The organism is Vibrio atypicus (assembly GCF_009811315.1).
Taxonomy (GTDB): Bacteria; Pseudomonadota; Gammaproteobacteria; order Enterobacterales; family Vibrionaceae; genus Vibrio; species Vibrio atypicus.
Window position 1 is genome coordinate 47,831 of sequence record NZ_BLID01000002.1, and the last position, 16,842, is coordinate 64,672.

Below are 16,842 nucleotides of genomic sequence, written 5' to 3' on the forward strand. Positions count from 1 at the left end.
GTCGGAGAGACTTGAACTCTCACACCTTGCGGCGCCAGAACCTAAATCTGGTGCGTCTACCAATTCCGCCACGACCGCATCTTGAATCTATCTAAATCATTACTGATTAATTGGTAAAAACCAGTAATGTTCCCTTTTCAGGGGAGTAAATGGTGGCTACGACGGGATTCGAACCTGTGACCCCATCATTATGAGTGATGTGCTCTAACCAGCTGAGCTACGTAGCCATCTTTTTGAGCGAGACAATATAAACCTTCGCGCTCTATGTGACAACCCTTTTTGTTAAAGGACTCTCACTTTGAATATGGCAGGTCTACCTGGATTCGAACCAGGGAATGGCGGCATCAAAAGCCGCTGCCTTACCGCTTGGCGATAGACCTGCAGGCGATAACCGTAAAGATTACCTTTCTTCTTTATTAGAAGAGAAAACATGGTGCGGTCGGAGAGACTTGAACTCTCACACCTTGCGGCGCCAGAACCTAAATCTGGTGCGTCTACCAATTCCGCCACGACCGCATCTATTCCTAACAACTTTCGAAAAAGTGTTTAGGAATGGTGGCTACGACGGGATTCGAACCTGTGACCCCATCATTATGAGTGATGTGCTCTAACCAGCTGAGCTACGTAGCCATTACCATGTTTTGTGCTCTCGACAACTTGTTGCCTTATCGTCGGGAACGGCGCGCATTATGCGAAGTTGAGTGAGATCCGTCAACAGTTTTTTTGAATAAATTGGCCAAAACGGCTCGTTCGGTTTCTTTTTAGACAAAGAGGCGTGTTAATGGGCGAAAACCGATAACAAAATGACATTCATTTAGGAGCTTTAGTAATCGAAGATTTATTGAATAATAAAAAAGCCAGCATTTCTGCTGGCTTTTAAACTCAATGACTTGAGTGAGAATTATACGTTGAAGCGGAAGTGAACAACATCGCCATCTTTAACGATGTATTCTTTGCCTTCTAGACGCCATTTACCTGCGTCTTTTGCACCACTTTCACCGCTGTATTGAATAAAATCGTCGTAACCAACAACTTCAGCACGGATGAAGCCTTTCTCGAAGTCAGTGTGGATCTTACCTGCTGCTTGTGGTGCGGTTGCACCAACAGGGATTGTCCAAGCGCGTACTTCTTTAACACCAGCAGTGAAGTAAGTGTGAAGAGTTAGTAGCTCGTAACCTGAACGAATTACGCGGTTAAGACCCGGCTCTTCGATACCCATGTCTGCAAGGAACTCTTCGCGATCTTCGTCATCAAGCTCAGATAGCTCAGATTCGATTGCCGCACATACCGCAACAACAACGTTGTTTTCTTTTTCAGCGTACTCACGAACTGCATCTAGATATGGGTTGTCTTCGAAGCCATCTTCATTCACGTTCGCGATGTACATAGTAGGCTTAAGTGTTAGGAAGTTTAGGTAACCGATCGCAGCCAATTCTTCTTTTGATAACTCAAGAGTACGAGCCATACCACCTTCAGTTAGAACCGGAAGTAGTTTCTCTAGAACTGTCAGTTCAAATTTAGCGTCTTTATCGCCGCCTTTTGCTTTCTTAGCGTTACGCTGAATTGCGCGCTCACAAGAATCTAAGTCAGCTAGGGCAAGCTCAAGGTTGATCACTTCGATATCTTCGATTGGTGATACTTTACCTGCTACGTGAACAATGTTTTCATTTTCAAAACAACGTACAACGTGGCCGATCGCATCAGTTTCACGGATATTAGCTAGGAATTTGTTACCTAGACCTTCACCTTTAGATGCACCAGCTACAAGACCAGCAATGTCAACGAATTCCATTGTTGTTGGTAGCACTTTCTGTGGGTTAACGATTTTCGCTAGGGCATCTAGACGAAGATCTGGCACAGGTACTACGCCTGTGTTTGGCTCGATAGTACAGAACGGGAAGTTTGCTGCTTCGATACCCGCTTTAGTTAGTGCGTTAAACAGAGTTGATTTACCAACGTTTGGTAGGCCAACGATGCCACATTTGAAACCCATGATAATAACCTTATTCAGCTTTGAACGTGTGTAGACGATTTTGTGCTTTTGATAGCCCATCCTTAATAAGAATGTCTAAACAGCGGACTGATTCATCTGCTGCGGCATCAAGAAGCTCTTGCTCTTTTGCAGGGGCTTTACCAAGCACAAAACCTGCTACTTTATCTTTGTGTCCAGGATGGCCAATACCAATCCTTAGACGATAAAAATCTTTGCAATTGCCAAGTTTACTTATGGTGTCGCGAAGGCCGTTGTGACCACCATGGCCACCGCCTTTCTTGAATTTAGCAACACCTGGGGGTAAATCCAGCTCATCGTGAGCAACCATGATCTCTTCTGGTTTGATTTGGTAAAACTTCGCTATAGCAGCGATCGCTTTGCCAGAAAGGTTCATAAAAGTTGTTGGGATAAGCAGGCGAAGATCCTGACCATTCATCATGATGCGTCCTGTCATCCCAAAGAATTTAGCTTCATTCTTCAAGGTGATATTGTGGACGCGCGCGAGTTCTTCTACTACCCAAGCGCCGGCGTTATGGCGAGTTCTGGCATATTCAGGCCCTGGATTTGCCAGGCCGACAAGAAGTTTGATCTGTTGACTCAAGGTAAGGATCTCTCTTGGAATCTCAAAAAGCGCAGTATGATAGCACAGATTTCTCACCTCGGGCGAGGTGCGGATGAACTGAATTATGCGCAAATAAAAAAACACCCCAAGAAGGGGTGTTTTTGAAGTCGTTACTAATCTTGAGATTAGTTGAACATTGCAGAGATAGACTCTTCGTTGCTAATACGACGAATTGCTTCTGCAAGCATGCGAGATAGGCTTAGTGTCGTTACTTTACCTGTCGCTTCCATCTCTTTAGACATAGTGATTGAGTCAGTGACGATCACTTGGTCTAGTACTGAATTTCCGATGTTTTCTGCAGCATTGCCAGAGAATACAGCGTGAGTTGCGTAAGCGAATACACGCTTAGCACCGCGCTCTTTAAGAGCTTCAGCTGCTTTACATAGCGTACCACCTGTATCGATCATGTCGTCAACGATCACACAGTCGCGACCTTCAACATCACCGATTAGGTTCATTACTTCAGAAACGTTAGCACGTGGACGGCGCTTATCAACGATAGCAATATCGATATCGCCTAGTGCTTTTGCTGTTGCGCGAGCACGAACAACACCACCTAGGTCAGGAGATACCACTACTGGGTTCTCTAAACCACGAGCTTGCATATCTTCAAGAAGCACTGGTGTACCGAAGATGTTATCTACAGGTACATCGAAGAAGCCTTGGATTTGCTCTGCGTGTAGGTCGATAGTTAGAACGCGGTCAACACCAACGTTAGAAAGGAAATCTGCAACAACTTTAGCAGTAATTGGCACACGAGCAGAGCGTACACGACGGTCTTGGCGAGCGTAGCCAAAGTAAGGGATAACTGCTGTAATACGGCCCGCTGAAGCGCGGCGCATTGCGTCAATCATCACTACAAGTTCCATCAGGTTGTCGTTAGTTGGTGCGCAGGTAGATTGGATGATGAAAACATCACTACCACGTACGTTTTCGTTGATTTGAACAGCGACTTCGCCGTCAGAAAAACGAGAAACAGTTGCATCACCAAGAGAGATGTATAGACGATCAGCAATACGTTGGGCTAGTTCAGGTGTAGCGTTACCAGCAAATAGCTTCATATCAGGCACGGTGGAAACCTCAGGGTTGCGTCCAGTTTTTAGATAGATTGTTTGTGGGCTAAGCGGTACTTAGCCAAGGTCTCATGTAAAGGTGAAAGATTTCGCCCTTTAGCTACGAAAGCAGAGACATTGTCAGAAAGTGTTTCGAGGACGTTTTGAGCGTCTTTTTTGCTGGAAAATTCAGCAAAAACGCAAGATCCGGTCCCCGTCAATCTTGACGGCGCGTATTGTAGCAGCCAAGAAAGTTGCTTATCAACCTCTTGGTACAGCATTCGAACAATTTTTTCGCAATCGTTTCCGTAATCGCTGTCAAGAAGTGTTGCCAGCTCTCGCTTCGGCGTATTTCGAGTTAAATCAGGATGTGTGAATATGTCGACAGTTGCAATGCTCACATTTGGTCGAACAACAAGATACCATTTCTCATCTGGTGAGGCTTTTGTGAGTTTTTCACCCACCCCTTCAGCAAAAGCGGCAAAACCGCGAGTAAAGACAGGAACGTCGGCCCCCAGTTTTAGTCCGATGGCTGCTAACTCTTCATCAGACAGTTCTGTTTGCCATAAATAATTAAGAGCAACTAGTGCGGTAGCGGCATTGGAAGACCCTCCGCCAATACCTCCGCCCATCGGTAGCACTTTGTTTATTTCGATATGTGCCCCTTGCTGACAGCCCGACTGTTTTTGCAATGCTGTCGCTGCTTTCCAGATAAGATTGTCTTCCAGTGCGACTCCGGGAATAGCCGGTGTTAGGGTAATGTCACCACTTTCATTGGCGGTGATGGCGAGATCGTCACCATGATCTAGGAATTGGAATAAAGTTTGGAGTTCGTGATAACCGTTCTCTTGTCGACCCGTAATGTAGAGAAATAGGTTCAACTTCGCCGGAGAAGGCCAATGGGTGGTTTCAGAGATCATTAATTCAAATCCCACTTAGAAATAACAATATTGATAGAAGTCTTGTCTTGTTTTAGCTTCATTTTTTGCGGTAAAGGTAAAACAACGCCGTCAAGCTGAACATCTTTATAGTTGAGGTACTCAAGTTGCCATAGTTGCCCGTTCATTTGCTTGTTTAATGTGGCTAAGGTATTGGTATCGTTTAGCTGGTAGCCGTCGGCTTCAGTAGGCTTTCCAAGTAGCCAATCATTGAGCTGCTCAACAGGAATAGTTAAACCAGTCAGTTGGTAAATCAGTGCGTCAGCATTAGGTGAAGAGAGCTTTTGGCCATCATAAGTTTCGACGCTCGCACCTGAAGGGGTTATTTTCATGTTAAGTGCGGTTTGTCCGAGGAAGGTCGTCATTCGTAGGTGGCTGGCTTTTGGCGCGTGTTGCCATTGAAAATTGAGCGATTGGCGTTGTTCTGGCGAAATGTAGCCTAACTTTCCGTTGGATTGATACTCAGAGATTGAAGCTAAGCGTTGCTGGTGGGTTTGCCATTCCACGTTCGTGGTGCTGGTTTCGATGCTGGCACAGCCGGATAAAACGACAGCACTTAGCATACAAATCCAAAGAGGGCGAAAATTCGTCATCATTGCGGGTATTTTGTCCAATTTATGCCTTGCGTTGGGCCTCACTATATCACTGAAATCACGAACTAATGAAAACATATCCCTAATACCCTTTAATTAAATTGGGCCATCAAGTAAAATTCCGATCTTATTTATCCACATCTGATTCAGAGAACTCGCGATACATGTCTTTGCTTGCTATAGGTATCAATCATAATACGGCCTCGGTTGAACTGCGTGAAAAAGTTGCCTTTGGACCGGAGAAGTTACCTGAAGCGCTGAAGCAGCTCAGTGAAAACCCGATAGTTAACGGTAGTGTTATCGTTTCTACGTGTAACCGCACTGAGGTTTACTGCGACGTGAAAGGGGCGGGGAAAAGTAAAATCATTGACTGGCTGTCTCAGTTCCATGAGGTGAGCCAAGAAGCCCTGAAACCAAGTATTTACACTTATGAAGAACAAGCCGCAATACGCCACCTAATGCGCGTTTCATGCGGTTTGGACTCTTTGGTCCTCGGTGAACCGCAGATTCTTGGTCAGGTAAAACAAGCGTATTCAGATGCGCGTGAAGGAAAAGCCGTCGATTCGGCAATGGAAAAATTATTCCAGAAGACCTTTTCAGTGGCAAAACGTGTACGAACAGAAACTGACATTGGTGGTAATGCCGTCTCTGTGGCCTATGCAGCCTGTACGCTAGCCAAACATATTTTTGAATCACTTGAAGATTCGACGGTATTGCTTGTTGGTGCCGGAGAGACGATTGAGTTAGTTGCGAAGCACCTCGCAGCTAATGGGTGTAAGAAAATGATTGTTGCTAACCGAACTAAAGAGCGTGCAATGCCGCTTGCAGAGGAGTTTGGCGCGCACATTATTGGATTGCCAGAAATCCCAGATCATCTTGCTCGAGCGGATATCGTGATCAGCTCCACCGCCAGCCCATTGCCAATTATTGGTAAAGGCATGGTCGAAACGGCCCTTAAAGCAAGACGATTCCAGCCAATACTCTTGGTGGATATCGCAGTCCCTCGTGATATTGAATCGCAAGTGGGTGAGCTCAATGATGCTTATCTCTATACCGTTGATGATCTTCAATCGATTGTAGACAGTAATATTGAGCAGCGAAAAATTGAAGCGATTCAAGCGGAAGCCATCGTCAGTGAAGAAAGTGCTGCGTTTATGACGTGGCTACGTTCGTTGCAAGCTGTCGATAGCATTCGAGATTATCGACGCAGTGCTGACGACATTCGCACTGAGTTATTGAACAAAAGTATCCAGTCTCTTGCTGCCGGAGCCGATCCTGAAAAGGTGATGTTAGAGCTAAGTAATAAGCTGACTAACAAACTCATTCATGCTCCAACCCGAGCATTGCAAAGTGCAGCAGAACAAGGCGAGCCTGCTAAGCTCGCTATCATTAGACAAAGTTTAGGTCTAGATGACGCTTAATCTGAGCGTGTCAGACTTCGAATTACGAACCTGAGTTAAATAAAACTATGAAAGCCTCGATTCTAACTAAGCTAGAAACACTGGTTGAGCGTTACGAAGAAGTTCAACACCTGCTTGGTGACCCAGATGTTATTGGTGACCAAGATAAATTCCGTGCATTGTCAAAAGAGTACTCTCAACTAGAGGAAGTGACGAAGTGTTTCCAAGCTTATCAACAAGCGCAAGATGATCTTGTTGCTGCTGAAGAGATGGCGAAAGAAGACGACGCAGAAATGCGTGAAATGGCGGAAGAAGAAATCAAAGAAGCGAAAGAAGCCATTGAACGTCTTACTGATGAGCTGCAAATTTTGCTGCTACCAAAAGATCCAAATGACGATCGTAACTGTTTCCTAGAAATTCGTGCTGGTGCGGGCGGTGATGAAGCGGGTATTTTCGCTGGTGACTTATTCCGTATGTACAGCAAGTTCGCTGAGAAGAAAGGCTGGCGTGTGGAAGTGATGTCTTCTAACGAGTCTGAGCACGGCGGTTACAAGGAGATGATCGCTAAAGTGAGCGGTGATGGTGCTTACGGCGTGCTTAAGTTTGAGTCTGGCGGTCACCGCGTACAACGCGTTCCTGCGACAGAATCTCAAGGCCGCGTTCACACTTCAGCATGTACGGTTGCAGTCATGGCGGAGATTCCAGAAGCGGAAATTCCAGAAATTAAAGCTGCTGATCTAAAAATCGATACTTTCCGTGCGTCAGGCGCGGGTGGTCAGCACGTTAACACCACGGACTCTGCTATTCGTATTACTCACTTACCGACAGGTACTGTGGTTGAGTGTCAGGACGAGCGTTCACAGCATAAGAACAAAGCAAAAGCGATGGCGGTTCTTGCTGCGCGTATTATTCAAGCAGAAGAAGCAAAACGTGCTGCTGAAGTGTCGGATACCCGCCGTAACCTATTAGGTTCGGGTGACCGAAGTGACCGTATTCGTACATACAACTATCCGCAAGGTCGTGTTTCTGATCACCGCATCAACTTGACGATTTACCGCCTAAACGAAGTGATGGAAGGTGATTTGGCAAGTTTGGTTGATCCTGTGATTCAAGAGCACCAAGCGGATCAGTTAGCGGCACTTGCAGAGAACAACTAATTGATGTCGGCTGAAAACAGTGTTGAAAACACACTAAAGAAAGCCGTCATGCAACTTCAGGAGAGCGGCAGTGATTCGCCCTCTCTTGATGCGGCGGTACTACTTTGCCATTCTCTAGACAAACCTCGCTCCTTTTTACTCACGTGGCCAGACAAAAAACTTGATGCTGAGCAATTGAATCAGTTTGAGTTGGTACTGTCTCGTCGATTGAAAGGTGAACCAGTCGCTTACATCGTGGGTGAACGAGAGTTCTGGTCTTTACCGCTGCAAGTGGCGCCAAGTACGCTTATTCCACGACCAGATACAGAACGACTTGTGGAAGTTGCTTTGGAAAAGGCGGTGGAAATTCAAGGTGATATTCTAGATTTAGGCACCGGGACAGGTGCGATTGCATTAGCGTTGGCGTCAGAATTGCCAGCGCGTAAGGTGTGGGGTGTCGACCTTAAACCAGAAGCGCAACAATTAGCCAGTTCGAATGCTGAGAGACTGAATATTCGTAACTGTGAATTTCGTGCAGGCAGTTGGTTTGATCCCATTGATGCTGGTACGCAGTTTGCTTTGATTGTCTCTAATCCCCCTTATATCGAAAAAACGGACCCTCATTTATCACAAGGGGACGTTCGATTTGAGCCATTAAGTGCATTGGTGGCAGAAGACAATGGCTTGGCGGATATCAAGCATATCTCGAAGAATGCCATCGGTTACTTGCAGCCAGAAGGTTGGTTGATGTTCGAACACGGTTACGATCAAGGTTCAGCAGTTCGCCAAATTTTACAATCACTTGGTTATCTCCAGGTGGAAACATTCAAGGATTACGGCAACAACGACCGCGTCACAGTAGGTCAATGGCCGCAAAAGAATTAAGAGAATAAATCATGTACGAAGGATTAAAACATTTCCATCTTCTTACTATTGCACTGAGCGCGACTTTGCTTTCTGTTCGTTACGCATTGATGATGGCAAATTCAAAGATGTTGGATAAGAAATTTTTTAAAGTGTTTCCTCATATCAATGACACCTTCTTGTTGATCTCCGGTATCTACTTAATTGTCCTAACTGGGTTTATTCCATTTACGCCAGCAGCGCCTTGGTTAACAGAGAAGATTACTTGCGTACTGGCTTATATTGCATTGGGCTTTTTTGCCTTGAAGTTAGGTAAAAACAAGTTACTACGAACGTTTTCATTTTTCGGCGCACTAGGCTGGTTGGCAATGGCAGGTAAGATTGCTGTGAGCAAAACCCCGATTCTATTTAGTTAATTTAGTAGGTCATCCATAATGCTTGAGTTATTTGATGAGGACTTTGACGCAATGGAACTGGCGGAAGGGGCTCTAGTACTGAATAGAGCGGTCAACCCTGAGACCGAAGTTCATTGGGCTGAGGCAGAGTTGAATCGATTGCTGCAAGAGGCTGAATTGAGCCTAGTTCATGAAACTAATGAGATGCAGCGATTCGACTCGTTGCTCAGATTGTTTTATCACGAGTGGGGCTTTAAAGGCGATCAAGACGCTTACTACGAATCGTCGAATGGATTTATCGATCAGGTGCTACGTCGCCGCAAAGGTATTCCGGTGAGTTTAGGGGCTATTTTGCTCTATTTAGGCCGTAAGTTGGGATTCCCTATCAAAGGGGTGACTTTTCCAAGCCAATTCTTAATCAAGTTAGATTGGTATGATGCGCCCACACAGTATGTGAATCCATTTAACGGTGAATATGTATCAGAGAAGACGCTAACGGCGTGGTTGATTGGTCACAGTGGTCCTTTAGCTAAACTCAAACCAAGCCATCTGAAAGAGACAGATAATCCAACAGTAATAGGTCGTTGGTTAGCATTACTCAAAAGTGCTCTATTGCGTGAGCAGCGCTATACTCTGGCACTAAGATGTACTGATTTGGCGTTGACCTTTGTACCTGATGATCCATACGAGATTCGGGATCGTGGTTTTATCTATCAGCAGCTCGATTGTCATCAAATCGCTTTGTCTGATTACCAATACTTTATCGACCAGTGTCCTGATGACCCTGCGTCAGAGCTATTAAAAAATCAAGTAAACGCCATGAGTACGACTCAGGTGGTTTTACACTAAGCGTGCCACTCTTGGGCGCACAAAATTAAGAGAGAAGAACATGGAACAGAAGATTGTCCACGTTGGTGATATCCCAGTAGCTAACGATAAGCCTTTTACGCTATTTGCCGGTATGAACGTATTAGAGTCTCGCGATCTTGCAATGCAGATTTGTGAGCACTACGTAAAAGTGACAGAAAAGCTAGGCATCCCATACGTGTTTAAAGCGTCTTTTGATAAAGCTAACCGTAGCTCTGTTCATTCATACCGAGGTCCAGGTCTAGAAGAGGGTATGAAAATCTTCCAAGAGCTGAAAGATACTTTTGGTGTAAAAATCATCACTGACGTTCATACAGAAGCGCAAGCTCAGCCTGTTGCAGATGTGGTTGATGTTATCCAGCTTCCGGCATTTTTGGCTCGTCAAACAGACTTAGTTGAAGCGATGGCGAAGACTGGTGCAGTGATCAACGTGAAAAAACCTCAGTTCATGAGCCCTGGCCAAGTTGGTAACATCGTGGATAAGTTCAGTGAATGTGGTAATGAGAACATTATCCTTTGTGAGCGTGGTTCATGTATGGGTTACGATAACCTTGTCGTTGATATGCTGGGCTTTGGTGTAATGAAAAAAGCGTCTAACGGTAGCCCAATCATCTTTGATGTAACGCACTCCTTGCAGATGCGTGATCCTTCAGGTGCTGCATCTGGTGGTCGTCGTGAGCAAACTGTCGAATTAGCAAAAGCTGGTTTGGCGACAGGTATTGCGGGTCTATTTATTGAAGCACACCCAAATCCAGATCAAGCTCGTTGTGATGGTCCATCGGCACTGCCACTGGACAAATTAGAGCCATTCCTAGCGCAAATGAAAGCGTTAGATGATCTCATCAAAGGTTTTGAGCACATCGATATTAAGTAAGCTCCTTGTCAGTGATTATAAAAGCCGGCATTTAGCCGGTTTTTTTTATTTCTGTAATACTCAAAAATAGTGGGGAAAATGGATGTTTCGATGAGTCATTGCAATGTTATAACATATCTATAACGCACTGAAAGTGAAAAGGAATTTTCTCTCGTTATCATAATCTGTTGAATGGTTAACCAAGTTCACAAATGACTCGAAAGCACATGAAAACGTTTGCTTGTGATCGTTTGATAAATGGGGTGCAACCTTGGCGATTTGTTACACATTTAAACGTTTATTTAGGTGATCCATACGACATAAATATGAAAACGCTGTGTCAGGTAAATTAGGTTAATTTAAACTAGTTCAAGTTTTACTACTCTTTCGGTTTTTTTCCCCCGAATGTGTCTATTCATAAAGAGCAGTAAGAAAAAGCAGTGGAAATCCTAAAAAGTTCAAAAGGTATGACAATGAAGCAAGGCCTGATCGTAAAAAGCGCAATTAGCGCAGCAATCCTGGCTACTCTAGCGGGTTGTGCAACAGCACCTCAGCATGAGTGGGAAGCAGATAAAACCTATAAGCTAACCGTTCTTCACACTAACGACCACCATGGTCGCTTCTGGCAGAATAAATACGGCGAGTACGGCATGGCTGCTCGTAAGACGCTAATTGACGAACTACGCGCTGAAATCGCAGCAGAAGGCGGTAGCTCACTACTACTTTCTGGTGGTGACATCAACACAGGTGTTCCAGAGTCTGATCTTCAAGACGCTGAACCAGATTTCAAGGGTATGAGCAAAATTGGCTACGATGCAATGGCACTTGGTAACCACGAATTTGACAACCCTCTAGATGTTCTACAAAAGCAAATTGACTGGGCTAACTTCCCAATGCTTTCTGCAAACATCTACGACAAAGAAACTGGCGAGCGCATGTTCCAAGCGTACCAGATGTTTGATAAGCAAGGCATCAAGATTGCCGTTATCGGTCTAACGACAGAAGATACGGCTAAAATTGGTAACCCAGAGTTTATCGGTGGCGTAGATTTCCGCGACCCGAAAGAAGAAGCGAAGAAGCTGATCGCTGAGCTGGAAAAAACTGAAAAACCAGATTTGATCTTCGCTGTGACTCACATGGGTCACTACGAAAATGGTCAACGTGGCATTAATGCTCCTGGTGATGTAGCACTTGCTCGTTACCTAGATGAAGGTTCTCTAGATATGATCGTTGGTGGTCACTCTCAAGAACCTGTTTGTATGGAAGCGCCAAACGTTGTTAAGAAAAACTTCAAGCCTTCTGATGAATGTAAGCCAGACGTACAAAACGGTACTTACATCGTTCAGGCTCACGAGTGGGGTAAATACGTAGGCCGCGCAGATTACGAATTCCGTAACGGCGAACTAGAAATGGTAAGCTACGACCTGATTCCAGTGAACCTGAAGAAGAAAGTGAAGATCGACGGTAAGAAACAGCGCGTTCTTATCGAAGATGAAATCGCACAAGACCAAGAGCTTCTAGAGTTCCTACGTCCATACCAAGAGCAAGGCCAAGCTCAGCTAAACATTAAGATTGCTGAGACTAACGGTAAGCTTGAAGGTGACCGTAACGTAGTTCGTTTCCAACAAACGAACCTAGGTCGTCTAATTGCTACTGCTCACATGGAGCGTGCAAAAGCTGACTTCGCGGTAATGAACTCTGGTGGTGTTCGTGACTCTATCGAAGGCGGTGAAGTGACGTATAAAGATGTGCTAACGGTACAACCATTTGCAAACATCCTGACTTACACAGACATGACGGGTCAAGAAGTTCTAGATTACCTGAACGTAGTTGCGACTAAACCAGTTGATTCTGGTGCATACGCTCAGTTTGCTGGTGTTTCTATGACAGTAGCTAACGGTGAAGTATCTCAAGTATTCATCGGTGGTAAACAGCTTCGTCTAGACGAAACTTACCGTTTCACTGTACCAAGCTACAACGCTGCTGGTGGTGATGGTTACCCTAAACTGACTGGCCACCCTGGTCACGTTAACACTGGTTTTGTAGATGCTGAAGTACTAAAAGAGTACTTAGAAGCAAACAGCCCAGTAGATGTAAACAAATATGCGCCATCAGGCCAGATCGTTTACAAGTAAGTTGACGCCAACTTATAAATCTCTTTAAGCTAAAGCGCTACTCTTCGGAGTGGCGCTTTTTGTTTGTATTAGCATTGTTTTTATCAATCAGGAGGGAGTATGACTCCTGCTATTAATCTCGCGAAAAAGAAAAAAGTTCCTCACACTATTCACCAGTATGAGCATGACCCACGTGCTGATAGCTATGGCTTAGAAGCGGCAGAGGTTTTAGGCCAAGATCCAGCTAAGGTGTTTAAGACGTTGTTGTTTAGTTTAAATGGTGAGCCTAAGAGTCTGGCTGTGGCAATTATTCCCGTCGATCAGAAACTGAGCCTTAAGCAAGCAGCGAAGGCAGCTAAGGCGAAGAAAGCTGAAATGGCGAATCCAGAGATTGCACAGAAAACGACAGGGTATGTGGTGGGCGGCATTAGTCCGTTAGGTCAAAAGAAAGCGTTGCCGACGTTTATTCATAGCAGTGCGGAAGAGAAAGAGACGATTTGTGTGAGTGCGGGTAAGCGCGGTTTGGAGATTGAACTTGCACCACAAGATCTAGCGATGCTTACACGTGGACAATTCGTTGATTTATGCGGCTAAGTTGGTTTTACCTCGTCATTTCATAAACTGAAGAATGAGGGAGTAGGGAATCTCTTTAAGTTTTTAGTTCACCTAAAAGTAACCTTACTCTTGAACTCGTAGCAATAAAAAAGGGTTGGCACAAAGCACCAACCCTTCGAATATCTCAGCTCTAGTTTCTACTTAGCTTCTTCTTCCATCTGCGCGTTATCCACTACGTGGTTCTCACCCAAATCTTTTGGCAAAACTAAGTTAAGAATAATTGCGACAATACCACATAGGCTTACACCTTGTAGGCTAAACTCGCCAATGCCAAATGCCATACCACCGATACCAAACACTAATGTAATCGCTACAATCACTAAGTTACGTGACTTGTGTAGGTCGACATTGTTTTTGATTAGCGTGTTCAAACCAACTGTAGCGATAGAGCCAAACAGCAAAATCATAATGCCACCCATGACTGGCATTGGGATGGTTTGCAGTACCGCACCTAATTTACCAACAAGCGCTAATACGATCGCTGTGACTGCTGCCCATGTCATGATCACTGGGTTAAATGCTTTGGTTAACATTACCGCGCCGGTTACTTCTGAGTATGTTGTGTTTGGTGGCGCGCCAACCATAGAGGCTGCGATTGTCGCGATCCCGTCACCGGCGATAGTACGGTGCAGACCTGGTTTCTTGATGTAGTTTTTACCTGTAACGTTTGAAATCGCTAACATGTCACCCACGTGCTCAACTGCCGGAGCAATAGCTACTGGGATCATAAATAGAATCGCATTGATATTGAATTCAGGAGTCGTGAAGTTAGGCAGAGCAAACCAAGCGGCTTCTTTTACTGGCGTAAAATCGACAATGCCATAGCCAAGACTTAGACAGTAGCCTACAACGATACCACCCAAGATAGGCGTTAGCTTTAAGAATCCCTTAGCAAAAACGCTTAGTACAATCGTTGTTAGCAATGAAGCCACAGAGATAACCATAGAGGCATCAGCATCGATTACTTGAGCGCCATCTACTTTACCTAGCGCCATGCTAACTGCCACTGGAGCAAGGCCAAGACCAATTACCATGATGACAGGGCCCACAACAACTGGTGGAAGTAAGCGATGAATGATTTCTACACCACGAACCTTAATGAGCGCCCCCATTGCCACGTAAACACAGCCTGCCGCCATTAGACCGCCCATGGTTGAAGCAACACCCCATGTTTGGATGCCGTACATAATTGGAGCAATAAAAGCGAAAGAAGAAGCAAGGAAGATTGGAACAGTGCGGCGAGTAACGAATTGGAAAAGAAGGGTTCCGACACCAGCGCCGAACAGAGCGACACTTGGGTCTAGGCCTGTAAGAAGAGGCACTAGAACGAGTGCACCAAACGCAACGAATAGCATTTGAGCACCTTGGATAGCATTTTTCATCTTGTTATTCCTTTAGGTGGCGGTAAGTAGTAATTACTCTACAAAAATAAAATTCGCGGGATTTTATCACCACGCCAAACGATTGCAATCTGAACTGGATCAAATATTTCGGTTTTTATTCATAGCTGGTGGAAATGCAAGCGAGTAAAAGTGAACAGCGTCGACTCGTTTCGGTGGTACTTTAGTTGCTCGAATATCGATAGTTGCTTATCATCAACGTTTGAAGTGAATAACTGAACCCTAGGAAGAGTATGCGTCATTTAGCTTTATTGGTTTTAGGACTTGTAGGTTTACCTGCGATGGCTTTGACCAATGTTGATTTGTACCGAACAGAAGTGGTACTAGACCAAGCGGCGGACAATGCCGATGCCAAAGCACGTGTTGAAGGCATGAAAGAAGTCATCGTCAGAGCGTCTGGTGATCGCAGTGCGGCATCGAATCAAGTGGTACAAAAAGCGTTAAAGCAAAGTGGCCAATATCTCACCCAGATCAGTTACGGACAACTTGATGGGGCACAGTCACTTAAAATGGGCTTCAGCGCGCCGCATATTCGTTCTCTGTTGAGCCAAGCGCAATTACCAGTATGGCCTTCAGCTCGTGCTAACCTGTTGGTATGGCTGGTGGAAGAGAGCCAAGCCGATCGCAATATCGTTTGGGAACATTCTGACTCCGCCATGTTGGAGCAGATGAAGCAAGAAGCGCAAAAGCGTGGTTTACCTGTGACAGTTCCTGTTGGGGACTTTGACGATATTACAGGGGTTTCCGTTTCAGATTTATGGGGCGGGTTTGCAACGCCTGTCGGTCAAGCGAGTCAGCGTTACCCAGTTGATGCTGTTTTAGTGATTAAGGCTCAAGGTAACAGTTTACGTTGGACGCTATACGATCAAAAACCAGCAACCGTTGGTGTGACTCGCCAAGCGCCACTATCCGGCTCTAACAATGGCTCTGATGCGGCAAGTAAGATGGTCAATCAGATCAGTGATTACTATGCGAAGAAGAGTGCCGTTGTGGTGGCAAGTGAATCATCGGAAACGATTAAGGTTCGTTTTACAGAACTTAATGATGCCGTCGGTTTCTTTACACTAGAGAATAAACTTAAAAAACTCAGCTCGGTGGCTTCTTTAGATATCGTAAAAATCCAAGGCAGCCAGGTGACTTTCAATATTCATTTGCTTTCGTCTCAGGCTGAGTTTGAGCAAGAAGTTCGACGTGTTGCTCCTGTTTCCCAATTAGAGAGCGTGGTCGATCAGCCTACGATTGTCGTACCAACACTACCGGTAGCGGCAGAGGGTACGGCGCAAGAGCCTGCTACCTTAATTGATGCAACGAACTCTCAACAAACAGTGTCAGAAGTGGCGCCTCAGGTACTGCCGGAAGTAATCCCTGCTGAGACAATTTTGGTCTTTGAATGGCAAGGTAAACCTTACGTTTATATTGCTCCAGTTGAAGAGCCTGAAGTATTAGAGCCTGTTTTGGAAGAAGTCTCGACGGAAGAAAGTTCAGAGGCGGCTACGACACAAAGTTAACGCTTGCTATAGAATTGAAAAGGGTCTGCAGTTGCAGACCCTTTTTGTATCTTTCAAACTTGATTAGGAATCCGATTCAAATCGAGCTTTCTCTTCTTTCTCTACTTTAGATAGGCGCTTAAGCTTCATTCCTAGCTCTTTGCCTCGCGCACGCGCATAAAGTATGTTGCCGAAGAAAGCGATAGTGGTCAGCGCTATCTCAACTATGGCTAACCATCGTTCACCGCCATCGATGTATAGGATGGTAAACCCGTGTAGGAAGTAGAGCATTAAAACAAAGTTTGCCCATGCATGAGTATATGGCTTGCCAGCTAAAATTCCGGGTAATGGGAGCAGCAGTGGTACTGCCCATGCAATAGCTAGGGTTGTACTGCTGATGTGCGGATGTGGTGAAAGGCTGAGTTGCCACAATGCAATCCATGACAATAGAGCAAGGTTGCCAAAAAGGGCCATCAAACGAAACAACTTAGTTTGGGGCTGCATCTCTTGCAT

At 45.2% G+C, this 16,842-nt stretch carries 16 protein-coding genes and 4 tRNA genes; 9 read left to right on the plus strand and 11 right to left on the minus strand.

Features of this window, described 5'->3' with window-relative positions:
- Positions 1-150 precede the first annotated feature (150 nt).
- The 9 genes from GVO60_RS04810 to lolB form a co-directional block, all read right to left on the minus strand.
- A tRNA-Met gene (locus tag GVO60_RS04810) sits at positions 151-227 on the minus strand.
- 78 nt (positions 228-305) lie between these two features.
- Positions 306-380, minus strand: a tRNA-Gln gene (locus tag GVO60_RS04815).
- Between the two features lie 51 nt (positions 381-431).
- Positions 432-516 (minus strand) — tRNA-Leu (locus tag GVO60_RS04820).
- A gap of 37 nt (positions 517-553) precedes the next feature.
- Positions 554-630 (minus strand) — tRNA-Met (locus tag GVO60_RS04825).
- 271 nt (positions 631-901) lie between these two features.
- Complete coding sequence (gene ychF / locus GVO60_RS04830; RefSeq protein WP_159651495.1) at positions 902-1,993, minus strand: redox-regulated ATPase YchF; 1,092 nt, start codon at positions 1,991-1,993, stop codon at positions 902-904.
- A 10-nt stretch (positions 1,994-2,003) separates the two neighbouring features.
- On the minus strand, positions 2,004-2,594 hold the full coding sequence (gene pth / locus GVO60_RS04835; protein WP_159651496.1) for an aminoacyl-tRNA hydrolase: 591 nt from the start codon (positions 2,592-2,594) through the stop codon (positions 2,004-2,006).
- Positions 2,595-2,740: 146 nt separating this feature from the next.
- Entirely contained in the window at positions 2,741-3,685 is a 945-nt protein-coding gene (locus GVO60_RS04840; RefSeq protein ID WP_159651497.1) for a ribose-phosphate pyrophosphokinase, read from the minus strand.
- Between the two features lie 29 nt (positions 3,686-3,714).
- Positions 3,715-4,587, minus strand: a complete 873-nt coding sequence (gene ispE, locus GVO60_RS04845) for a 4-(cytidine 5'-diphospho)-2-C-methyl-D-erythritol kinase (RefSeq protein WP_159651498.1) — start codon at positions 4,585-4,587, stop codon at positions 3,715-3,717.
- Positions 4,587-5,201, minus strand: coding sequence for a lipoprotein insertase outer membrane protein LolB (gene lolB / locus GVO60_RS04850; protein WP_159651499.1), 615 nt, complete (start codon positions 5,199-5,201; stop codon positions 4,587-4,589). Before lolB ends, ispE begins: the two co-directional genes overlap by 1 nt.
- A gap of 161 nt (positions 5,202-5,362) precedes the next feature.
- Between lolB and hemA the strand changes: the two genes are divergently transcribed.
- The 8 genes from hemA to ybaK all read left to right on the plus strand — a co-directional run bounded on the left by hemA (position 5,363) and on the right by ybaK (position 13,421).
- Positions 5,363-6,619 (plus strand): glutamyl-tRNA reductase, encoded by a 1,257-nt coding sequence (hemA, locus tag GVO60_RS04855; RefSeq protein WP_159651500.1) that lies wholly within the window; start codon positions 5,363-5,365, stop codon positions 6,617-6,619.
- A gap of 47 nt (positions 6,620-6,666) precedes the next feature.
- Positions 6,667-7,755, plus strand: coding sequence for a peptide chain release factor 1 (gene prfA, locus GVO60_RS04860; protein WP_159651501.1), 1,089 nt, complete (start codon positions 6,667-6,669; stop codon positions 7,753-7,755).
- Positions 7,756-7,758: 3 nt separating this feature from the next.
- Entirely contained in the window at positions 7,759-8,619 is an 861-nt protein-coding gene (gene prmC, locus GVO60_RS04865) for a peptide chain release factor N(5)-glutamine methyltransferase (RefSeq protein ID WP_159651502.1), read from the plus strand.
- An 11-nt stretch (positions 8,620-8,630) separates the two neighbouring features.
- Complete coding sequence (locus GVO60_RS04870; protein ID WP_159651503.1) at positions 8,631-9,014, plus strand: SirB2 family protein; 384 nt, start codon at positions 8,631-8,633, stop codon at positions 9,012-9,014.
- Between the two features lie 18 nt (positions 9,015-9,032).
- Positions 9,033-9,842 (plus strand): SirB1 family protein, encoded by an 810-nt coding sequence (locus GVO60_RS04875; RefSeq protein ID WP_159651504.1) that lies wholly within the window; start codon positions 9,033-9,035, stop codon positions 9,840-9,842.
- Between the two features lie 40 nt (positions 9,843-9,882).
- The gene (gene kdsA / locus GVO60_RS04880) at positions 9,883-10,734 is read left to right on the plus strand and encodes a 3-deoxy-8-phosphooctulonate synthase (RefSeq protein ID WP_159651505.1); all 852 of its coding nucleotides are present in this window, start codon (positions 9,883-9,885) and stop codon (positions 10,732-10,734) included.
- Between the two features lie 452 nt (positions 10,735-11,186).
- Complete coding sequence (gene ushA, locus GVO60_RS04885) at positions 11,187-12,848, plus strand: bifunctional UDP-sugar hydrolase/5'-nucleotidase UshA (protein WP_159652419.1); 1,662 nt, start codon at positions 11,187-11,189, stop codon at positions 12,846-12,848.
- Between the two features lie 99 nt (positions 12,849-12,947).
- A complete protein-coding gene (ybaK, locus tag GVO60_RS04890; RefSeq protein ID WP_159651506.1) occupies positions 12,948-13,421 on the plus strand; it encodes a Cys-tRNA(Pro) deacylase in 474 nt (157 codons plus the stop codon).
- 158 nt (positions 13,422-13,579) lie between these two features.
- Here ybaK and GVO60_RS04895 read toward each other — a convergent pair whose 3' ends face one another.
- Complete coding sequence (locus tag GVO60_RS04895; RefSeq protein WP_159651507.1) at positions 13,580-14,824, minus strand: uracil-xanthine permease family protein; 1,245 nt, start codon at positions 14,822-14,824, stop codon at positions 13,580-13,582.
- Positions 14,825-15,075: 251 nt separating this feature from the next.
- Here GVO60_RS04895 and GVO60_RS04900 point away from each other — a divergent pair, with 251 nt between their 5' ends.
- The gene (locus tag GVO60_RS04900; protein WP_159651508.1) at positions 15,076-16,350 is read left to right on the plus strand and encodes a DUF2066 domain-containing protein; all 1,275 of its coding nucleotides are present in this window, start codon (positions 15,076-15,078) and stop codon (positions 16,348-16,350) included.
- Between the two features lie 63 nt (positions 16,351-16,413).
- Here GVO60_RS04900 and GVO60_RS04905 read toward each other — a convergent pair whose 3' ends face one another.
- Positions 16,414-16,842 carry a DUF2069 domain-containing protein gene (locus GVO60_RS04905; protein ID WP_159651509.1) on the minus strand — a complete coding sequence of 143 codons (429 nt, stop codon included), beginning with the start codon at positions 16,840-16,842 and terminating at the stop codon, positions 16,414-16,416.